Here is a 19,944-nt window from a genome sequence, read left to right on the forward strand (position 1 = left end):
AATCGCTTGCAATTAAATCGCGCACTATCTATATTCATTTCATGAACGCGAAAACGAACGACACCACCGCTGCGCTGCTGCTGGATAACCAGCTCTGTTTTGCTCTCTACTCGGCAAATCTGGCGCTCAATAAGCTGTACCGGCAACTGCTGGCACCGCTTAACCTGACCTACCCGCAGTATCTGGTGATGCTGATTTTGTGGGAGCAGGATGACATTACGGTGTCGGAGATTGGCGAACGTCTGTTCCTGGATTCCGCCACCCTCACCCCGCTGCTGAAGCGTCTGGAAAGCGCTGGTCTGCTTGTCCGTCAGCGCTCGCGCCAGGACGAACGCCAGGTCGCCGTCACCTTAAGTGATGAAGGCCGCGCCCTCCAGCAGCAGGCGAAAAGTATTCCCCAGGCCGTGGGCTGTGCCGCACAATGCGATGCGGATTCCATGCTCGCTCTCAAGCAGCAGCTTGAGCAACTGCGCCAACAGCTTCATCGCGCCTGAGGCTATAGTTAATAAGATTTTGTTTACCCATATATATCGCGCACTATTTAATAGCGCGAATAACCGTAAGATGAGGAACCTGCCATGTCTTTAGAAAAAGTTGTTTATACCGCCAAAGCCAAAGCCACCGGAGGCCGTGATGGCCGTGCGACCTCTTCCGATGGCGTTCTGGATGTCAAACTGGGCGTACCGAAAGAGATGGGCGGTATGGGTGGCGAAGTCACCAACCCAGAGCAGCTGTTTGCGGCGGGCTACTCTGCCTGCTTCCTGGGCGCGATGAAATTTGTCTCTGCCCGTGACAAAATCGCGCTGCCGAAAGATGCGTTTATCGAAGGCGAAGTTGGTATTGGTCCACTGCCAACCGGTTTTGGTATCGAAGCCAAACTGAATATCCACGTGCCAGGTATGGACGAAGCCGAAGCCAAAAAGCTGGTCGACGCGGCGCATATCGTTTGCCCGTACTCTAACGCAACCCGCGGCAATATTGATGTGACGCTGAATATCATCGCCTGATAAGCCCCGACGTATGCAGCCCCGGTGCGCGCAGTGCCACCGGGGAAATCCCCCTCCGTCCCCCCTTCTCTCTGTGCTACTATGACCCCATATCACGACGTCGTATCCCAGTAGAGAAAGTGTTATGTCATCCAGACTCCTGACCACCAGCGTCGCCGGAATCGATGCCTTTGTGCGCGATCCCCGTGGCATCTTAACCAAAGCCGATGGCGGTACTCTCGCCGTGTTTGCCGACAACGCGCCCGCGTTTTACGCCATCACGCCTGAACGCCTGGCACAGCTTTTGGATATTGAAGCGCGTCTGTCGCGCCCGGTCAGTGACGTCGCGTTAGATACACAATTCTTTGAAGAACCGACCAGTGCGCCGGTTGCCGTCCCGATGGGCAAATTTGCGATGTACTCTGGCTGGCAGCCGGATGCGGATTTCCAGCGCCAGGCCGCCCTGTGGGGCATCGCCCTGACGCAGGCCGCCACGCCGGAAGAGCTGGCCGCATTTGTCGCGTACTGGCAGGCCGAAGGCAAAGTGTTCCACCACGTGCAGTGGCAGCAAAAGCTCGCGCGCAGTATTCAGATCAACCGCGCCAGCAACGGCGGCCAGCCTAAGCGCGATATCAACACCATTTCCGAACCCGATAATCAGATCCCACCAGGATTCAGAGGATGATATGAAAAACGTCGGCGACCTGATGAAACGTCTGCAAAAAATGATGCCTGCCAACGTAAAGCCGGCCTTCACCTCGGGTGAAGAGCTGCTGGCCTGGCAAAAAGAGCAGGGAAAGATGCGCTCCGAAGCCCTGACGCGGGAAAACCGCGCCATGAAAATGCAGCGTACCTTCAACCGCTCCGGCATTCGTCCCCTGCATCAGAACTGTTCCTTCGATAACTATCGCGTGGAAAACGACGGTCAGATGATGGCCCTCGCCAAAGCACGCCAGTATGTCGAAGAGTTCGACGGCAGCATCGCCAGCTTTATCTTCAGCGGCAAACCGGGCACCGGCAAAAACCACCTTGCGGCGGCCATCTGTAATGAGCTGCTGCTGCGCGGAAAATCGGTTCTGATCATTACCGTCGCCGACATCATGTCGGCGATGAAAGACACCTTCAGCAACCGCGAAACCACGGAAGAGCAGTTGCTGAACGATCTGAGCAACGTCGATCTGCTGGTCATTGACGAAATCGGCGTCCAGACCGAATCCCGCTACGAAAAAGTAATTATCAATCAGATCGTTGACCGTCGATCCTCGTCGAAGCGCCCGACCGGCATGCTCACCAACCATAAAGCGGAAGAGATGACCAAGCTGCTGGGTGAGCGCGTCATGGACCGCATGCGCCTCGGCAACAGCTTATGGGTGAACTTCACCTGGGATAGCTACCGCGATCGCGTTACCGGCAAAGAGTATTAGGATATTTCCAGGAATGGCGCGCCTTTCACAGGTATACACTGAAGCCACTTCCAGCCCGACAAGGGCCTTTTAGAGTGCATTTTATGAAAAAAAATCTTCTTCTCAGCACAGCATTTAGCGTCGTTCTGCTCACCGGCGCCGCTCACGCGGCCTCCTGGCAGGAGTCACTCTCCAGCGCAGCGAACGAACTGAGCAAAAGCAGCGGTAGCGCCCAGAGCGGCGGGCTGTCTGCTTCGTCCCTCACCAGTCTGCTGGGCGGCAGCAATCAGAGCCTGAGCGCTGGCACCATGAACAACGCGGCCGGTATTCTGGGCTACTGCGCCAAGCAGAAGCTGGCATCGGTCACTGACACGCAGAACATTAAAAACCAGGTATTAGATAAGCTGGGGCTGGATACGCAAGAGCAGAAGCAGGACACCAACTATATGGATGGGATCCAGGGCCTGCTGAATGCCAAAGATGGCCAACAGCTGAACCTAAGCACCCTCGGTGACTCCGCGCTGGCGAAACAGGTGAAGACCAAAGCCTGCGATCTGGTGCTGAAACAAGGCGTTAATTTCCTCTCCTGATCCATCCCATTTTCTGCCACAACACGCCGCGATTGTTCCGTTACTCTGACAACGCGGCGCCAGACTCGTATTTTTCTCATTCTTTTACGTCTCAGCCCGCGTATAACGCGATGCGACGGCGATCAAAATTTCCACTTTCTAAACCAAATCCTAACAACAGCACATTTTAGTGACACTAGAATTGCAGCTATGTGACTTCGCCATTAAATTGTATCAACCAAAAAATAATCAGTTAGCCAGCTAAGCGACTGGCGCTATTGAGGATAAGCTGTTGTCAGAGTTTATTTCCCTTGCCCTATTCCTGGCTTCCGTTGGCATCTATGCCTGGAAGGCCGGCCGCAACACCTGGTGGTTTATTGCCACATTACTGGTGTTGGGTATTTTTATTGTTTTAAACATTACCCTGTACGCCAGCGATTACTTTACCGGTGACGGCATCAACGACGCCGTGCTGTACACACTCACCAACAGTCTGACAGGCGCAGGAGTTAGTAAGTACATACTTCCGGGCGCAGGGCTGGTTCTGGCGCTGGTGGCGGTGTTTGGCACCCTCGGCTGGGTACTGCGTCGTCGCCGCCATCTTCCGCATCATATGGGTTATAGCCTGTTGGCCCTGGTGCTGGCGCTCGGTTCCGTCGATGCCAGCCCGGCCTTCCATCAGATTACGGAACTGGTGAAATCCCAGTCCCGCGACGGCGATCCCGATTTCACGGCGTATTACAAAGAGCCGTCGAAAACCATTGCGCACCCGAAACTGAATCTGGTTTATATCTACGGCGAGAGCCTTGAGCGCACCTATTTCGATAACGACGCCTTCCCGAACCTGACCCCAGATCTCGGCCCGCTGAAAGACGAAGGGCTGGACTTCAGCCACACGGCGCAGTTGCCGGGCACCGATTACACCATCGCCGGGATGGTCGCCTCTCAGTGCGGCATTCCGCTGTTCGCGCCGTTCGAGGGTAACGCCTCCGCGTCGATGTCGAGCTTCTTCCCGCAGAATATTTGCCTCGGCGATATCCTCAAAAACTCCGGCTACGAAAACTACTTCATGCAGGGCGCCAACCTGCGCTTTGCCGGGAAAGACGTATTCCTGAAATCCCACGGTTTCGATCACCTTTACGGTGCTGAAGAGTTAAAAACCACCGTCGCCGACCCGTCTTATCGCAATGACTGGGGCTTCTACGACGACACGGTGCTGGACGAAACCTGGAAGAAATTCGAGGAGCTGTCCAAATCCGGTAAACGCTTCTCGCTGTTTGCCTTAACCGTGGATACACACCATCCGGACGGCTTTATCTCGCGCACATGCGAGCGCAAAAAATACGCGATCAACGGCAAGGACAATCAGTCGTTCAGCGCCGTGACCTGCAGCCAGGAACATATCGCCGCGTTTATCAATAAAATCAAAACCTCGCCGTATTTCAAAAACACGGTGATCGTGGTCTCTTCCGACCATCTGGCGATGAAAAACACCGCGTGGGATGAGCTGAACAAGCAGGATCGAAGCAACCTGTTCTTTGTGATGCGCGGCGACCAGCCTCAGCAGGAGGTCATCGCCACGAAGCGTAACACCATGGATAACGGCGCAACGGTGCTGGATATTCTGGGCGGCGATAACTTCATCGGACTGGGGCGCAGCACGCTCTCCGGCCAGTCGCTTTCTGAAGTCTTCCTCAATATGAAAGAGAAGATTCTGGCGTGGAAACCGGACGTGATCCGTCTGTGGAATTTCCCGAAAGAGATGAAAGATTTCACCATCGACCAGCAGAAAAACATGATTGCCTTCTCGGGCAGCCACTTCCGCCTGCCGCTGCTGCTGCGCGTCTCCGATAACCGCGTCGAGCCGCTGCCGGAGAGCGAATACTCCGCGCCGCTGCGCTTCCAGCTGGCCGACTTCGCCCCGCGCGATAACTTCGTCTGGATCGATCGCTGCTACAAAATGGGCCAGTTGTGGTCCCAGCCGCTGTCGATTTCAACGGACTGGTGCGTGTCGCAAGGCCAGCTCGGCGGCGAACAAATCGTGCAGCGCGTCGATAAAGATCAGTGGAAAGGCAAAACCGCGTTCAAGGATACGGTGATTAATACCGACCGCTATCAGCGCAACGTGGATATGCTGAAAGTGGTCGATAACGATATTCGCTATAAAGCTGACAGCTTCGTGTTTAACGTGGCGGGAGCGCCGGAAGAGGTGAAGCAGTTTAGCGGTATTTCGCGCCCGGAATCCTGGGGACGCTGGTCAAACGCGCAACTCGGCGATGAGGTGAAAATCGAATACGCCCAACCGCTGCCTGAGAAATTTGATCTGGTGATCACCGCGAAAGCCTTCGGCCCGAATGCCAACAAACCGATCCCGGTGCGTATCGGCGACAAAGAGCAGACGATAACCCTCGGCAACGAAGTGAGTACCACCACGCTGCATTTTGAGAACCCGTCGCGCAGCAATACGGTCGTGATCGTTCCGCCCGATCCGCAATCAACGAACGAGGGCAATATTCTCGGGCATTCGCCGCGCAAACTGGGGATTGGGATGGTCGAAATGAAAGTGGTACAGAACGCCGGTTAACGGCACATCTGCGTGTATGTCGGGTAAGCACAGCGCCACCCGACAACATCACAAATGCCTAAAGCGCCCCGCCTGAACAGGGCGCTTTTTTACATCAGAAGGTTTCCCAGTTTTCACTGGACGCGGTCGTCGCGGCAGCGGCTTTACGCCCCTTCGCCGAGATCACTGGCGTTTTCAGACCGGCGTTATCACGTGATTTCTGCTGCTCTTGCTGAATGCGGAAGACCGCCACAGCCTGCGTCAGACGGCTCGCCTGCTCTTCCAGCGCGGCGGCTGCCGCTGCGGACTCTTCCACCAGTGAGGCGTTCTGCTGCGTCACACGGTCCATCTCCGCCACAGCCAGGCCGACCTGGTCGATACCGCGGCTCTGCTCATCAGACGCAGAGGCGATTTCGCCCATAATGTCGGTCACGCGGGTCACCGCATTCACGATTTCACCCATCGTTTCACCGGCGCTTTCCACCAGAGTAGAACCCAGCTCAACGCGGCCTACGGAGTCTTCGATCAGGCTCTTGATTTCGCGAGCCGCCTGGGCGCTACGCTGTGCCAGGTTACGCACTTCACCTGCCACCACCGCAAATCCACGGCCCTGCTCACCTGCACGCGCAGCTTCGACGGCGGCGTTCAGCGCCAGGATGTTGGTCTGGAAGGCAATACCGTCGATCACGCTGATGATGTCAGCGATTTTCTGCGAACTGCCGGCGATGTCACGCATGGTTTGCACCACGTTATCCACCACTTTCCCGCCTTTCTGCGCGGTCTCGGATGCACTCAGCGCCAGATTACTCGCCTGACGGGCGTTTTCGGCGTTCTGCTTCACGGTAGCGGTCAGCTGTTCCATGCTGGCAGCGGTCTCTTCGAGAGACGCGGCCTGCTGCTCGGTACGAGAAGAGAGGTCGTTGTTGCCGACAGAGATTTCGCTCGCGCCGCTGTAAATCGCGTTCGCGCCGTTACGCACGTCACCCACGGTGCTCACCAGCTCGCTCTGCATATGACGCAGGGTATCGGCCAGCTGTCCCATCTCGTTGGTGCCTTCGACGTCAATGCGCTTCACCAGATCGCCGCTGGCGATATGACGGATGCTGTCGATCAGACGATTCAAAGGCGAGATCAAGGATTGCTTGATGCCCAGCCAGACGCCAACGATCACCACGAGCACCGCGATCAGCACGCTGATCAGCACCCAGATCGCCTGAGTGTAAGAGCTGTTGCTGTCATCCACGGCGGTCTGATACAGATGATCGTTCTGCTGCAGATAGTTCACATACTGCTTCTCAAAACCATCCTGATAGCTCTGGGTCGGCTGATCGAAGAAGTCATTGATCTTACCTGCGCCCAGCAGCTGGATCAGCTCGGCCAGCGCACCGTGATAGATATCATAGTTACGCTTGATCTCCATGGCGGCAGCGTCGCTCTGACGCGGATCGCGCGGCAGTGCTTCGTAATCGGCCCAGTTTTTCTCCGCCTGCTTCAGGGAAGCGGACGCAATCTGCATCAGCTCTGCAACGGTCGCGCCGCTGCCGATATTGCTCTGATCCATCATGTAGCGAATACCCGCGCGGTTCAGGGTATTACGGGTTTGCAGCAACGCGACCCAGCTGCCGTTCAGCGTGGATTGTTGCTGGCGAATAGTTTGTAGGACAGTGAAGTTTTCTTTGTCATGCTTCAGGGCATTAAAGAAAAGACCACCGGATGTCAGTTGTAACAGGCCAAAAATAGCCAAAACCAGCAACAAGCTGGTGACAATCTTGATACGATTTAACATGTTTTCTCTTTCCATCAGACAGATAACAGAATTTTCGGCCTGGTTAGGGAAAACTTTACGAAAATCGTGTTGATGATTTGAACATTTACGGATGATTTCGCAAAAAACTATTAATGTTTATCCTAAATCGCGCCGTTATATATTCCATAAGATAAATTTTATCTCTGTCGCACTGACATATTCTGTCAGTGGCATCCTTATTCTTCAGAGATCCTCACCGCACTAAACGGGAATATAATATGACAACTCCAGCCCGCAGCCGCTCTGCTGAACGACTCGTCGATATTCTTATGGAGCTACATTTAAACGGCGTCGTTAACCGCCGCGATCTGATGCAAAAATATAAAATAACCGAACGTACGGTATATCGGGATCTGAATGCGCTGTCGCCGATTGTTCAGCATACGGGAAATGGTCTGTATCGCCTGATTCACGCCCAGCAAAATCCCAGCGGGCAAGGGCTGCACAACGCTGTCGCTAACTTTTTGAATGCTGACAGTTATTTCCCTGACAGAGGCACGGCGTTCTGGCAGAGTCTGGAGGCGCGCGTGGAAGAGAACCATATTCTGATCCTCAACAACGACGCTGAGCACTCGGTTCAGAATGATATTCGTCGTCATCTCACTGCAATTGAAAAAGCGATAAAAGAGCGTCACGTTTGCCAGATAGTTTATAAAGACAAAACTCGGCTCATTAATCCATACAAATTAATTAACAAAAAAAATATATGGTATTTACAAGCTACGGAAAATGGCAGGCTGAAATCCTTTTCATTAAGCCAGATCAGTTGGCTGGATATTCAAAAAGAGACTTTTTCGCTGGATAGCGATACGGCTCAATTACTGGAAAAAAATCTCGACCCGTGGGTGAGTGAAGAGGCCTTCGAGGTAAAAGTGTTTACCAACCATAGTATCTCGCACTACTTCACGCGCCGGGACCTGTTGCCGGAGCAGGAGGTGGTCGCAGAAAGCGAAGACGGGGTGACGATCCGCTGTCAGGCGGCACATGAAAATCAGATCCTGCCGCTCATCTTCTACTGGCTGCCGAACATTCAGGTGCTGGAGCCTCAGTGGCTGCGGGATAAACTCTTCGACACGCTCGAAGGTTATATGACAAATGCTACCGCCGACGCCCTCGAATAAACGATGTGATCTCAATCACATAAACCAGACCGCTGGCGGCGAGCCTTAACCACTCGCCCCGGCCTTTGACCGCTTAACCACCGCAATCAACCACTCACCCATTTACCTTCCTTTACACGCGCGACGATCTGGCAAGATCGCCTCAGCATTAATCAATACCTCCTCAAAATAAACTCAGGCCCTTTTTCCAGCTAAAAAACCAGGTCTAACTATGGATACGAAAAAACTACTTAAGCACGTACCCTGGGCGCTCCTCGGGATCCTCGGTGCTTTCTGTCTGGCGGTTGTCGCATTACGCCGGGGCGAACACGTAAGCGCCCTGTGGATCGTGGTCGCGTCGGTTTCCGTCTATCTGGTAGCGTACCGCTACTACAGTCTTTACATCGCGCAGAAGGTCATGAAACTCGACCCGACGCGTTCCACTCCGGCGGTCATTAACAATGACGGCCTGAACTACGTTCCTACCAACCGCTATGTGCTGTTTGGTCACCACTTTGCCGCGATTGCTGGTGCAGGCCCGCTGGTTGGGCCGGTGCTTGCCGCGCAGATGGGTTACCTGCCGGGTACCCTGTGGCTGCTTGCCGGCGTGGTTCTGGCAGGCGCGGTGCAGGACTTCATGGTGCTGTTCATCTCGACCCGTCGTAACGGGGCCTCTCTGGGTGAGATGATCAAAGAAGAGATGGGCCGCGTGCCGGGCACCATAGCCCTGTTCGGCTGCTTCCTGATCATGATCATCATCCTTGCGGTGCTGGCGCTGATCGTGGTGAAAGCCCTGGCAGAAAGTCCGTGGGGTGTGTTCACTGTCTGCTCGACCGTACCGATTGCGCTGTTCATGGGTATCTACATGCGCTTTATTCGTCCGGGCCGTGTCGGTGAAGTGTCCGTGATTGGTATCGTGCTGCTGGTGGCGTCCATTTACTTCGGCGGTATCATCGCTCACGACCCGTACTGGGGCCCGGCGCTGACCTTCAAAGACACCACCATTACCTTCGCATTGATCGGCTACGCGTTTATCTCCGCCCTGCTGCCGGTCTGGCTGATTCTGGCCCCGCGTGACTATCTGGCGACGTTCCTGAAAATCGGTGTCATCGTCGGTCTGGCGATTGGTATCGTGATCATCAACCCGGAACTGAAAATGCCAGCCGTGACCCAGTACATTGACGGTACCGGTCCACTGTGGAAAGGCGCGCTGTTCCCGTTCCTGTTTATCACCATCGCCTGTGGCGCCGTCTCTGGCTTCCACGCCCTGATTGCCTCCGGCACCACGCCGAAGCTGATGGCCAACGAAACCGACGCGCGCTTTATCGGTTACGGTGCGATGCTGATGGAATCCTTCGTGGCGATCATGGCACTGGTTGCAGCGTCCATCATCGAGCCGGGTCTGTACTTCGCGATGAACACTCCGCCTGCGGGCCTAGGCATCACCATGCCAAACCTGCATGAGATGGGTGGCGACAACGCAGCGCTGATTATGGCGCAGCTGAAAGACGCCAGCGCACACGCGGCGGCGACCGTCAGCTCCTGGGGCTTTGTGATCTCGCCTGAGCAAATCATGCAGACCGCAAAAGACATCGGTGAGCCATCGATTCTGAACCGTGCCGGTGGCGCACCAACCCTGGCCGTCGGTATCGCACACGTGTTCCACAAAGTGCTGCCGTGGGCTGACATGGGCTTCTGGTATCACTTCGGTATTCTGTTCGAAGCGCTGTTCATCCTGACCGCGCTGGACGCCGGTACCCGTGCGGGCCGCTTCATGCTCCAGGACTTGCTCGGTAACTTCGTGCCATTCCTGAAGAAAACCGACTCTCTGGTGGCGGGTGTTCTGGGTACTGCGGGCTGTGTGGGCCTGTGGGGTTACCTGCTGTATCAGGGCGTCGTTGACCCGCTGGGCGGCGTGAAGAGCCTGTGGCCGCTGTTCGGTATCTCTAACCAGATGCTGGCTGCCGTGGCGCTGGTCCTGGGTACCGTGGTGCTGGTGAAGATGAAACGCACCAAATACATCTGGGTGACGGTCGTTCCGGCGCTGTGGTTGCTTCTGTGCACCACCTGGGCGCTGGGCCTGAAACTGTTCAGCACCAACCCGCAGCTGGAAGGCTTCCTGTTTATGGCTAACCAGTACAAAGCGAAAATTGCCGCAGGCGGCGGTGAACTGACGGCACAGCAGATTGCCAACATGAACCATATCGTGGTGAACAACTACACCAACGCCGGTTTAAGCATTCTGTTCCTGGTCGTGGTCTACAGCATCATCTTCTACGGCATCAAAACCTGGATGAAAGTGCGCAACGCCGAAGGACGTACGGATAAAGAAACCCCGTATGTGCCTGTACCGGAAGGCGGCGTGAAGACCTCTTCACACCACTAAAACCCTGGCGGGTGGCGGCTACGCTAACCCGCCCTACGCAATACCTGTAAGCCCGGCAAGCGTAGCGTCGCCGGGCTTTTTCTATCTGGATGGCACAATGTTTGGTAACTTAGGCGAAGCAAAAAAATACCTCGGTCAGGCGGCGAAAATGCTGATTGGCATTCCGGACTATGACAACTACGTTGAACATATGCAGACCAACCATCCGGATAAACCGTACATGACCTACACAGAATTCTTCCGCGAGCGCCAGCAAGCGCGCTACGGCGGCGATGGCAAAGGCGGCGTACGCTGTTGCTAAAGGAGAGAACATGACCCCCATTGCAGTCACCCTGTTAACCGGCTTTCTCGGCGCGGGCAAAACCACCCTGCTGCGCCACATCCTCAACGAACAGCACGGCTTTAAAATCGCGGTGATCGAAAACGAATTCGGCGAAGTCTCTGTTGACGACCAGCTGATAGGCGATCGCGCCACCCAGATCAAAACCCTGACCAACGGCTGCATCTGCTGCACCCGCTCAAACGAGCTGGAAGACGCTCTGCTCGATCTGCTCGACAGCCGCGATCGCGGTGATATCGCCTTCGACCGCCTGGTGATCGAATGCACCGGCATGGCCGACCCCGGCCCGATTATCCAGACCTTTTTCTCCCATGAGATCCTCTGCCAGCGCTACCAGCTGGACGGCGTGATTGCGCTAGTGGATGCGGTCCATGCCGACGAGCAGATGAACCAGTTCACCATCGCCCAGTCGCAGGTGGGTTACGCAGACCGCATTCTACTGACCAAAACCGACGTGGCTGGCGACGCCGAAAAACTGCGTGAACGCCTGACGCGCATCAACGCCCGCGCGCCGATTTATACGGTGGTTCACGGCGATATCGACCTGGCGCAGCTGTTCAACACCAACGGCTTTATGCTGGAGGAGAACGTCACCTCAAAACCACGCTTCCACTTTATCGGCGATAAGCAGAACGACGTCACCTCCATCGTGGTCGAGCTGGATTATCCGGTCGATATCAGCGCCGTGTCCCGCGTGATGGAAAATCTGCTGCTGTCGTTTGCCGACAAACTGCTGCGCTACAAAGGGATGCTGTGGATTGACGGCGAGCCAAACCGCCTGCTGTTCCAGGGCGTTCAGCGCCTCTACAGCGCCGACTGGGACCGTCCATGGGGTGATGAAACGCCGCACAGCACCATGGTCTTTATCGGGATTCAGCTGCCCGAAGAGGAAATCCGGGCGGCGTTTGCTTCACTCAAGCCCTGATCGCAGGACAACATAACCGCCCTATCTTTGGGCGGTCATGGCAAATATCGCGTAATGTCGATTAGAGAAATGTAATTTTTCGTCATTTACAAAGTTTTTTTGAAATAATGATAATCCTCATTAATTCACTTCTCATCATTATTTCCGCGATATTCAGGCTTTGTTTAGCTGATAAATAAAACGAAGTCTAAACGTGAAAAGATAAATGGTTGACGCCGTGACAAACCCACTTTAGCTCAACAACAATCATACCGAAAAGTAACAAAACCAGCATAAAACCGCGAGTCACGTCACATTTGCAGTCATAAACATCGCTTGTTAAGGTGTCCTCAGATTAATTTGATGACGAGGAAATACACCATGAAAAAGATTAACTTCATTCTGCTTTCTGTTCTGACCGTAACATCTGGCTCCGCACTGGCGATGGGCGCATCTATTGAGCAGGGTAAAAACTTCACCAACTTAAATATCGAAATGGGTAAATCCACCTCCGGTATTTATGCTGAAAGTAACTGGCTCAAAAATACCGATGACGGTACTCAGACGGGTGGTGTAGGTGCAGGTTATAACCTGGAAGTGGGTCCGGTAATGCTGAATGCAGGTGCGAAAGCCCTCTACCTCGGCCCGAAAAAAGGCGATAACGGTGTCGCATTCCCGGTCGGCGGTGGTGTAAACGTGGCTCTGACCGACAGCATTAACGTCTTCGGTGAAGGTTATGTAGCGCCTAACGGCCTGAACAACAGCGTGAAAAACTACGTCGAAGCCAATGGCGGCGTGAGCTGGACGCCAGTTAAACCGGTTACGCTGAAAGTGGGCTATCGCCACGTAAGCGTTGACGGCAAAGACGGTCGTCCAAACCACACCCTGATTGACGGTGCCTACGTCGGCGGCGGCGTAAGCTTCTAAGGCTTGCGAACAAAACAAAAAACCTGCCCCAGGGCAGGTTTTTTTATATGAGAGATTCGCTAACGCTGAACCTGCAAAATCTCCTGCGATTCCTGATTGGCACTCACCTCCTGCGGCGTTAACCACAGCGGCTTCCGGCCAAAGGTTTCGTACATTTTCAGCTGATCGTCATAATGCTTACCCGGCGTCCCGTCCGGGGCCACAAATCCACTTTGACCGGGCGCAACCACATCCCACGCCAGCACCGGGCTTGCTCCCGATTGAGGGGAGAAGACAATCATGTCGTTTTCCGTTCCTCGGTTCTGATATTCGGCCTGATGACGCGCCTCTTTCGCCGCCGCCTGCGGCACGCCAAAGAAGTTGTTCGCGCGGAAGGTCAGCGCCATCGCGGGTGTTTCCCAGGCGTTGATATCCGTGCCGTAGCGCGCCGAAAGCGTCTGCCACGCATCCTGCAGGGCCGCGAGGACGACCGTCTCCTGCGACTGTCCGGCAAAGAGATCGACCTCCTGCGGGATCGCCGATTTATCTCCCTCCAGCGCTTCGAAGAGGATCTTGGCCCCGACGCTGATGTTCAGCGAGCCGGTCGGTCCGTCCTGCGTCGTTTCATATCCGCTGGCGCTGTACCAGGTGTTAAAGGGTGCCGGTACGGCGGCAACCACCGTGCGCTTCAGCATACTGGTCAGCCAGGCATTGAGAATGGCGGAACCGGGCTGATCATAGGTTTTCCCGTCGTCGCGTAAGCGATTTTGACCGTCCCAGCTCGTCAGCTTTTGCACCAGTTGCTGGCGGGGATCGCTCTGCGGCAAACTGGCCGCCGCTTTTTGCAGCGCAGGCAGGAACAGACGCAGGTTCAGATCCTGACGGCTGGTTTTTTGGATCAATCCCCAGGCTTGTTCGTAGGTCAGCGTGGGCTGTTTATCGATAAGCTGCGTGATTTCAGTAACGCGATCCGCCCCGCCCCATAAGAACGCGAACAGATCCGAGGCCGGATAATCTTTCTGCGGAGCGTTGTTCCAGTTAGCGATATACCCCGACTGCGGGTTATACACCTTCGGATTGAGATCAAACGACAGCAGCCCCTGCCAGTCCCACTTTCCGGTGCCGGGCACCGGCAGGCGCGGATCGTGACCCGGCTGGCGTTTCGGATATGCGCCCCCATGAACGTAACCGATGTTGCCGTCGATATCCGCGTAATACCAGTTGATAGTGAGCGCCTGCTTCGCCGCCTGCGCCGTCCAGCTCGGCCAGTCTTTGGCCTTCATCTGGTGCGTCCACGCCAGCAGGGAAGCCACCTCTTTCCCCTCCCATGCGCGCGCTTTGGCGTAAGCGGTGTGTGTCGCCGGATCGACGTTGATCACGTTGCCGTGAACGGTTCGCCAGACGGTAAACGTCTCCGGCTGCCCGTCTTTCACGGCGATCGTCTCTTCGCGACGCTGCATTTTGATCCACTCGCCGTTATGCAGATATTCACCCGGTTTGCTCTCGGAGGTCTGCTCCGCAAAGATATCCACATCGTCACCGAACCCCGCCGTCGCGCCCCATGAAATGGTCCCGTTGTGGCCGAATACCAGCCCCGGATAGGCAAACGGCGTGTTGCCGGTCACGTCATAACCCGCACCGTGTAGCCCAATGCCATAGGTATACGCCGGTGCGTACCAGCCAAACTGCGGGCCGTTGACCATAATCGCTTTCGCGTCCTGCGCCTTTTTCTTGCCAATCACCCACATATTGCTGGTGGTCGGGTAACCCGCCAGGCCGTTGGCCCCGCTACGGGCAAACTGGGCGGCGATCGTTTCGCGGTTTTGCCCGGCAGTGAGCGCCAGCAGTGCGCCATCCCTGCCTTTCGCCGGTCGGTCGAGCATCGGTGCGGGGAGATCGTAGCGCGGGAGCAGCGCGGCGGTTTGGCTGTCTTTCAGATCGACAGTGATCGGATAGCGACTCTCCTGCGCGGCGATGGTGGTCGGCGCCGCCGGATTCACCAGCCATTTCAGCTGGTTAAACACCCCCATCCCTTTTTGCGAGCCATATCTATCTTTTAACGCCGTGAGAAGCGCCAGGTTGTCGATTTCACTGGTGCTGTCGGAGAAACGGTTGGCCATCGTGCCGACAAAAACCATCGCCACATCAAAGGGCTGCCAGTGTCCAGGCTTAAAACCAAACTCGGCAAATTGCGCAGGCAGACGCTTACCCGGCTCGGCGTTCACTTTATCAACCCAGGCGTTCATGCCGTCGGCATAACCCTGAAGGATCGCTTTGTCATCGGCAGAGAGCGCGGCGATCTGCGCGTGAATCGACGCCGGCCAGTAGTTCTGGCGGATATCCTTATCAAAACTCACAAAAGATTTTCCGAGCACTTCAGACACCGTGCCCTGGGTGCTGCGACGGGCCATCTCCATCTGGAACAGGCGATCCTGCGCCACCACATAGCCGTAACCGTAAAAAAGACGATAGGTATCATCGGCGTAGATATGTGGCATGCCGTAGCTATCGCGAACGATCTTGACCTCTGTCGGGGCGGTATTCGCCAGCGCCGCGAGGCTCCAGCTTAGCGTCAGGGAAGCCACAACACAGTTCACGATCATACGATTTGTATTTTTCATTGTATCCTCTTGCAGGTGTATGATTTTCGATTTGATACTAGCAAGAGGCAAATTGTTATCCAGAACAGCCAGTTTGTTTCACTGCGAACTGTGAGTCTGGTAACTAATTCATGATACGAATATATCCATTATGTGATACCAGGCGAATCACAATCATTTGTTGATTGCAAAAAAAAGGGCGGCTCGTAAGCCACCCTGTTTAGTGCTGTGAAATCGGTTAGCGGCGAACGACCACCAGCTTCTGATTCACAAACTCTTTAATGCCCAGATCCGACAGCTCGCGGCCGTAGCCGGAGCGCTTCACGCCACCGAACGGCAGTTCTGCCGCCGTGTCGGTCAGCCAGTTGATGTAGACCATCCCGGTTTCGATTCGCGAGGCCATTTTCTTCGCACGCTCAATGTCCTGGCTAAACACCGCCCCGCCCAGCCCGTAGTTCGAGTCGTTCGCCAGGCTCACCGCTTCGTCGTCGTTTTTGACGACATAGAACTGCGCCACTGGCCCGAAGAACTCTTCAAAATAGGCCGGATTCTCACGGGATATATGGGTCAGGATTGTCGGCTCAAAGAAGTTGCCGTCGCGCTGCACCGGCTTGCCGCCCACGTGCACTTTCGCGCCGTTTTTCACCGCCTCGTTAACCTGTTTGGTTAACGTCTCCAGCGCATCTTTCGATGACAGCGGCCCCAAAGTGGTGCTCTCATCCAGCGGATCGCCGATTTTGACCTCGCGGAACGCCTCGGTGAAAGCCGTCAGGAACTGATCGGCCACTTTTTCATGGACGATAAAACGTTTCGCGGCGGTACACACCTGCCCGGCGTTGTTGAGTCGGGCATTGACGCCGATCTTCACCGCTTTCTTGAGATCCGCATCGTCGAGCACGATAAACACGTCGTTACCGCCCAGTTCGAGGGTCGATTTTTTGATGTGCTTCGCCGCCTGCGCTGCGACCACGCTCCCGGCCTTCTCAGACCCGGTAAGGGCTGCACCCTGCACGCGCGGATCGGCAATGATCTTCGCGACCTGATCCTGTGAGATAAAGAGGTTCGTCCAGGCACCGTCCGGCGCACCGGCTTCACGCACCAGATGGGCGAACGCCTCCGCGCAGTGCGGCACGATGCTGGCGTGTTTCGCCACCACAGGGTTGCCCGCTGCCAGGTTTGGCGCCAGCACACGCATCAGCTGGTAGAACGGGAAATTCCAGGGCTCAACGGCCATCACCACGCCGATAGGATGGTGCTCCACCCAGGCGTCACCCAGTTCCGATTTGTACTTCACAGGGGCGAGAAACTGTTTCGCATTGTCTGCGTAATAGCGGGCGATTTGCGCGCAAAGCTTCACTTCCCCGCGACTTTGCCCGATGAGTTTCCCCATCTCCTGACTGGCGATTTTTGCCAGCTCTTCGCTCCGGCTATCGATCAGATCCGCCAGCTTATGCAGCACCGGCAGACGCTGTTCGATAGCGCCTTTCGCCCAGTCGGAATGGTAAAGGGCATCCGCCGTTTTTAGCGCCGCCTCGACATCAGCATCGGTATGGGATTTGTACTCTTTAATGAGCTTGTTGTTAGCAGGATTCACTGTCTGGTAAGCCATGTAGGTCTCCTTAATTACCGCTTAGGGTATTAAGGGTAGTCAAAATGGCCGGGGGTGGGCGTAAAGTTGGGTATATACGGACGTTTCTTAGAAACATGTTGTAAAAAAGGCACATCACCCGATGTGCCTTACCTGTTTATTCGTCAAAAGAGCAGTAACCGCCTTTATGATGCGAGCCGGTCCCGCCGTGAGGGTGCTGTCCTTTTGGGCAGGCCAGTGCTGTAAATGAAGTCATCGTAAATAAAGCCAAAAACATTGCTACAAGAATCTTTTTCATGTATTCCATCCGCGAAATTAATAATTCCTATTTATATTTCCCCGCGTAAACAAACGGGAAGGGAAATTATACTCCCGGTGAATAGGGTTATTAATTAACGGATGTCGCAAATAGATTAACGATCGTGCTACGCGATAAATTTTTTATGAAAGAGGCATTCACCCGTTCAGAATGGCAGCGGCAAAACCGCAGAGCCACAAGGCTCACCATTGACGCCCATCACAGTTCCTCTGCGTCATTTCCCCCACTACCTCTGGGCTGCTCATCCTAACCCGTTGAAAATCCACATACCCAACAGCCATCCATTCGGAAAATACTATCAATAATCCATTTTATCCAATTGGATATGCAATCACTCTCTCCACAGAATGTGTTTAAACCTACGCATTCAGGAGTTCCCATGTCTATTTCCGTGATTAACAACACCCCGTATGAAGCCGTTGAAATCATTCAGGCTGCCAAACCCGGCTTTAAACCGCGCATCGCGTTTATCCTCGGCTCCGGCCTTGGCGCGCTGGCGGATAAGCTTGATAACAAAACCGTTATCTCTTACGAAAAACTGCCGGGCTTCCCGGTCAGCACCGTGATTGGTCACGCGGGTGAAGTGGTGATGGGTTCGCTGCACGGCGTGGATCTCATCTGCATGAAAGGACGCGGGCATTTCTATGAGGGCGTCGGGATGGGCATCATGACCCACGCGGTGCGCACCTTTAAGCTGCTCGGCTGCGAATTCATGTTCTGCACCAACGCCGCCGGTTCACTCAACCCGAACATCCCGGCGGGCAGCCTGGTGGCGCTCAATGACCACATCAACACCATGCCGTCCACGCCGCTGGTTGGGCCGAACGACGACCGTTTTGGGCCGCGCTTCTTTAGCCTCGCCAACGCCTACGACAACGATCTGCGCGCAAAACTGCACCACACAGCGGGTGATCTCAACATCACTCTGCACGAAGGCGTGTTCGTCTCCTACCCAGGGCCAAACTTCGAAACGGCGGCAGAAATCCGCATGATGCAGAACATGGGCGGCGATGTGGTCGGCATGTCGGTGGTGCCGGAAGTGATTGTTGCGCGCCACTGCGGCCTGAAAGTGCTGGCGGTCTCGGCCATTACCAACATGGCGGAAGGGCTGAGCGACGTGGAACTCTCCCACGAACAAACCCTGAAATGTGCGGCGATGGTCACTGACGATTTCATTCGCCTGATTAGCCAGTTCGTGAAGAACTGCCGCTAACTTCCCGTCCAGCGGCGGGCACGCGCCCGCCAGGAGAAATGCAGATGTCAGAAAATTACTCTCGCGGCAGTCTGAATGCGATTTCGTATCTGAGCTACTACTTCGTCGGCGCACTGGTCTCGACGCTGGGGATTGTCCTCGGCCCGCTCTGCGCCGCGTTCAATAAGGATCCGAGTTTCATCGGCCAGGTGTTTACCCTGATGAATATCGGCATGTTCGTGCCGATCATGCTCGGCGGCATTCTGATGAAAAAATGGGGTCTGCAAAAGCCGCTGGTGATCGCCGCCGCGCTGACGATCCTCATCAGCGCCCTGCTGTTCGCCACCCCGACGCTGACCATGTTCAGCGTGGCGGTCGCCATTATCGGTGCCTGCGGCGGTATTTTTATGACCATCGGCAGCTACCTGGTGGTGCGCATCAATCCGGACGAAAAAAGCCGTTCATCGAGCCTGATCTTCACCGATTTCTTCTTCAGTCTGGCGGGCGCGACGCTCTCCTTCCTGCTGGCGTGGCTGTTCAAAATGGGTGCGAGCTGGATTGCCATGTACGGCATCATGGGCGGGCTGGGCGTGCTGATGCTGATCCTCACCCTGCGCAGCCGTTACCCAAGCACCGTTGCGCCAGAACCGGCGCATCAGGACACCACCCGCAAAGAGCCGTGGGGTCGTTCCGTCTGGCTGCTGTGCGGCGCGCTGTTCCTGTTCCTGCTGGCGGAGCCGATTTTCACCATGTGGACGCCAGGCTATCTGCAGTGGCGTTTCCAGATGCTGCCAGAACAGGCGGCGCTGTACACCACCGTCTACTGGGTGGCGAAAGCGACCGGACTGTTCCTCAATCAGTTCACCGTCAAATGGATGAAACTGCGCACCTTCCTGCTGATCTGCACCGCCGTCGGTCTGGTGGCGATTGCGCTTATCAGCAACAGCGCCAATACCACGCTGATTCTGATTGCCTGCGGCGCGTTCGGTTTCTTCAACTCTGGCCTGTTCTCTGGGCTGATGAGCTACGGTTCGCTGCAGGTCAGCCGTAGCTCCCCGACGCTTATCTCCGCGCTGCTCACCTGCGGCACCGTCGGCACGCTGCTGTTCGCCACTGTCTCGTCGCTGGTTAACAGCCGCTACGGCCTGCACGGCGCAGTGAATGCCTCCACCTGCGCCTACGCGCTGCTGATGGTGACGCTGCTTGCGGCCATCGCCTGCAGCAAGGCTGAACGCCTGCACCGGGGCGAGGCGGTCGCGGTTTGACAGGCTCCAGGGAGGG

At 55.5% G+C, this 19,944-nt stretch carries 17 protein-coding genes; 13 read left to right on the forward strand and 4 right to left on the reverse strand.

The features are described from left to right. The first annotated feature begins 41 nt into the window (after window positions 1–41). From ABIE11_RS14860 to opgB, 6 genes are all read left to right on the forward strand, one after another. Window positions 42–494, forward strand: a complete 453-nt coding sequence (locus ABIE11_RS14860; RefSeq protein WP_429184777.1) for a MarR family winged helix-turn-helix transcriptional regulator — start codon at window positions 42–44, stop codon at window positions 492–494. A gap of 84 nt (window positions 495–578) precedes the next feature. After that, a complete protein-coding gene (locus tag ABIE11_RS14865) occupies window positions 579–1,007 on the forward strand; it encodes an organic hydroperoxide resistance protein (protein WP_100777755.1) in 429 nt (142 codons plus the stop codon). Between the two features lie 124 nt (window positions 1,008–1,131). Then, complete coding sequence (gene dnaT / locus ABIE11_RS14870; protein WP_429184778.1) at window positions 1,132–1,671, forward strand: primosomal protein DnaT; 540 nt, start codon at window positions 1,132–1,134, stop codon at window positions 1,669–1,671. Between the two features lies 1 nt (window position 1,672). Beyond that, window positions 1,673–2,410: a DNA replication protein DnaC gene (dnaC, locus tag ABIE11_RS14875; protein WP_100777757.1), complete on the forward strand. Its 738-nt coding sequence runs from the start codon at window positions 1,673–1,675 to the stop codon at window positions 2,408–2,410. A gap of 83 nt (window positions 2,411–2,493) precedes the next feature. Then, window positions 2,494–2,979 carry a DUF2501 domain-containing protein gene (locus ABIE11_RS14880; RefSeq protein ID WP_100780768.1) on the forward strand — a complete coding sequence of 162 codons (486 nt, stop codon included), beginning with the start codon at window positions 2,494–2,496 and terminating at the stop codon, window positions 2,977–2,979. A 271-nt stretch (window positions 2,980–3,250) separates the two neighbouring features. After that, window positions 3,251–5,542, forward strand: a complete 2,292-nt coding sequence (opgB, locus tag ABIE11_RS14885) for a phosphatidylglycerol--membrane-oligosaccharide glycerophosphotransferase (protein WP_123429536.1) — start codon at window positions 3,251–3,253, stop codon at window positions 5,540–5,542. 94 nt (window positions 5,543–5,636) lie between these two features. On the opposite strand, the gene tsr is transcribed toward opgB, so the two are convergent. Beyond that, window positions 5,637–7,307 carry a methyl-accepting chemotaxis protein gene (gene tsr, locus ABIE11_RS14890; RefSeq protein ID WP_102104533.1) on the reverse strand — a complete coding sequence of 557 codons (1,671 nt, stop codon included), beginning with the start codon at window positions 7,305–7,307 and terminating at the stop codon, window positions 5,637–5,639. A 239-nt stretch (window positions 7,308–7,546) separates the two neighbouring features. Here tsr and ABIE11_RS14895 point away from each other — a divergent pair, with 239 nt between their 5' ends. From ABIE11_RS14895 to ABIE11_RS14915, 5 genes are all read left to right on the forward strand, one after another. After that, the gene (locus ABIE11_RS14895) at window positions 7,547–8,449 is read left to right on the forward strand and encodes a helix-turn-helix transcriptional regulator (RefSeq protein WP_429184858.1); all 903 of its coding nucleotides are present in this window, start codon (window positions 7,547–7,549) and stop codon (window positions 8,447–8,449) included. Window positions 8,450–8,660: 211 nt separating this feature from the next. Then, a complete protein-coding gene (locus tag ABIE11_RS14900; protein WP_429184779.1) occupies window positions 8,661–10,814 on the forward strand; it encodes a carbon starvation CstA family protein in 2,154 nt (717 codons plus the stop codon). Window positions 10,815–10,911: 97 nt separating this feature from the next. Then, entirely contained in the window at window positions 10,912–11,115 is a 204-nt protein-coding gene (locus ABIE11_RS14905) for a YbdD/YjiX family protein (protein ID WP_100777762.1), read from the forward strand. 10 nt (window positions 11,116–11,125) lie between these two features. Then, window positions 11,126–12,079, forward strand: a complete 954-nt coding sequence (gene yjiA / locus ABIE11_RS14910) for a GTPase (protein WP_102104531.1) — start codon at window positions 11,126–11,128, stop codon at window positions 12,077–12,079. A 360-nt stretch (window positions 12,080–12,439) separates the two neighbouring features. Then, window positions 12,440–12,985, forward strand: coding sequence for a YfaZ family outer membrane protein (locus tag ABIE11_RS14915; protein ID WP_100777764.1), 546 nt, complete (start codon window positions 12,440–12,442; stop codon window positions 12,983–12,985). 59 nt (window positions 12,986–13,044) lie between these two features. Here the strand turns inward: ABIE11_RS14915 and ABIE11_RS14920 are convergent, their stop codons facing one another. The 3 genes from ABIE11_RS14920 to ABIE11_RS14930 all read right to left on the reverse strand — a co-directional run bounded on the left by ABIE11_RS14920 (window position 13,045) and on the right by ABIE11_RS14930 (window position 17,450). Then, window positions 13,045–15,585 carry a penicillin acylase family protein gene (locus ABIE11_RS14920; RefSeq protein ID WP_429184780.1) on the reverse strand — a complete coding sequence of 847 codons (2,541 nt, stop codon included), beginning with the start codon at window positions 15,583–15,585 and terminating at the stop codon, window positions 13,045–13,047. A gap of 217 nt (window positions 15,586–15,802) precedes the next feature. After that, window positions 15,803–17,173 carry an NAD-dependent succinate-semialdehyde dehydrogenase gene (locus ABIE11_RS14925; RefSeq protein WP_100777766.1) on the reverse strand — a complete coding sequence of 457 codons (1,371 nt, stop codon included), beginning with the start codon at window positions 17,171–17,173 and terminating at the stop codon, window positions 15,803–15,805. Window positions 17,174–17,309: 136 nt separating this feature from the next. Then, window positions 17,310–17,450, reverse strand: coding sequence for a hypothetical protein (locus ABIE11_RS14930; RefSeq protein ID WP_181827292.1), 141 nt, complete (start codon window positions 17,448–17,450; stop codon window positions 17,310–17,312). Window positions 17,451–17,850: 400 nt separating this feature from the next. Here ABIE11_RS14930 and xapA point away from each other — a divergent pair, with 400 nt between their 5' ends. Next, on the forward strand, window positions 17,851–18,684 hold the full coding sequence (gene xapA, locus ABIE11_RS14935) for a xanthosine phosphorylase (protein ID WP_102104528.1): 834 nt from the start codon (window positions 17,851–17,853) through the stop codon (window positions 18,682–18,684). Between the two features lie 44 nt (window positions 18,685–18,728). Further along, the gene (gene tsgA / locus ABIE11_RS14940; protein WP_102104527.1) at window positions 18,729–19,928 is read left to right on the forward strand and encodes an MFS transporter TsgA; all 1,200 of its coding nucleotides are present in this window, start codon (window positions 18,729–18,731) and stop codon (window positions 19,926–19,928) included. Window positions 19,929–19,944: the final 16 nt, after the last annotated feature.

It is taken from the genome of Lelliottia sp. 489 (assembly GCF_050435885.1).
GTDB lineage: Bacteria > Pseudomonadota > Gammaproteobacteria > Enterobacterales > Enterobacteriaceae > Enterobacter > Enterobacter nimipressuralis.

Excerpts from the sequence above, each read along its gene's own strand:
- dnaC (WP_100777757.1), top strand. The coding sequence starts at position 1,673 with ATGAAAAACGTCGGCGACCTGATGAAACGTCTGCAAAAAATGATGCCT.
- xapA (WP_102104528.1), top strand. The coding sequence starts at position 17,851 with ATGTCTATTTCCGTGATTAACAACACCCCGTATGAAGCCGTTGAAATC.
- dnaT (WP_429184778.1), top strand. The coding sequence starts at position 1,132 with ATGTCATCCAGACTCCTGACCACCAGCGTCGCCGGAATCGATGCCTTT.
- tsr (WP_102104533.1), bottom strand. The coding sequence starts at position 7,307 with ATGTTAAATCGTATCAAGATTGTCACCAGCTTGTTGCTGGTTTTGGCT.
- ABIE11_RS14925 (WP_100777766.1), bottom strand. The coding sequence starts at position 17,173 with ATGGCTTACCAGACAGTGAATCCTGCTAACAACAAGCTCATTAAAGAG.
- tsgA (WP_102104527.1), top strand. The coding sequence starts at position 18,729 with ATGTCAGAAAATTACTCTCGCGGCAGTCTGAATGCGATTTCGTATCTG.
- ABIE11_RS14880 (WP_100780768.1), top strand. The coding sequence starts at position 2,494 with ATGAAAAAAAATCTTCTTCTCAGCACAGCATTTAGCGTCGTTCTGCTC.
- ABIE11_RS14860 (WP_429184777.1), top strand. The coding sequence starts at position 42 with ATGAACGCGAAAACGAACGACACCACCGCTGCGCTGCTGCTGGATAAC.
- ABIE11_RS14900 (WP_429184779.1), top strand. The coding sequence starts at position 8,661 with ATGGATACGAAAAAACTACTTAAGCACGTACCCTGGGCGCTCCTCGGG.
- ABIE11_RS14895 (WP_429184858.1), top strand. The coding sequence starts at position 7,547 with ATGACAACTCCAGCCCGCAGCCGCTCTGCTGAACGACTCGTCGATATT.
- yjiA (WP_102104531.1), top strand. The coding sequence starts at position 11,126 with ATGACCCCCATTGCAGTCACCCTGTTAACCGGCTTTCTCGGCGCGGGC.
- ABIE11_RS14920 (WP_429184780.1), bottom strand. The coding sequence starts at position 15,585 with ATGAAAAATACAAATCGTATGATCGTGAACTGTGTTGTGGCTTCCCTG.
- ABIE11_RS14915 (WP_100777764.1), top strand. The coding sequence starts at position 12,440 with ATGAAAAAGATTAACTTCATTCTGCTTTCTGTTCTGACCGTAACATCT.
- ABIE11_RS14905 (WP_100777762.1), top strand. The coding sequence starts at position 10,912 with ATGTTTGGTAACTTAGGCGAAGCAAAAAAATACCTCGGTCAGGCGGCG.
- ABIE11_RS14930 (WP_181827292.1), bottom strand. The coding sequence starts at position 17,450 with ATGAAAAAGATTCTTGTAGCAATGTTTTTGGCTTTATTTACGATGACT.
- ABIE11_RS14865 (WP_100777755.1), top strand. The coding sequence starts at position 579 with ATGTCTTTAGAAAAAGTTGTTTATACCGCCAAAGCCAAAGCCACCGGA.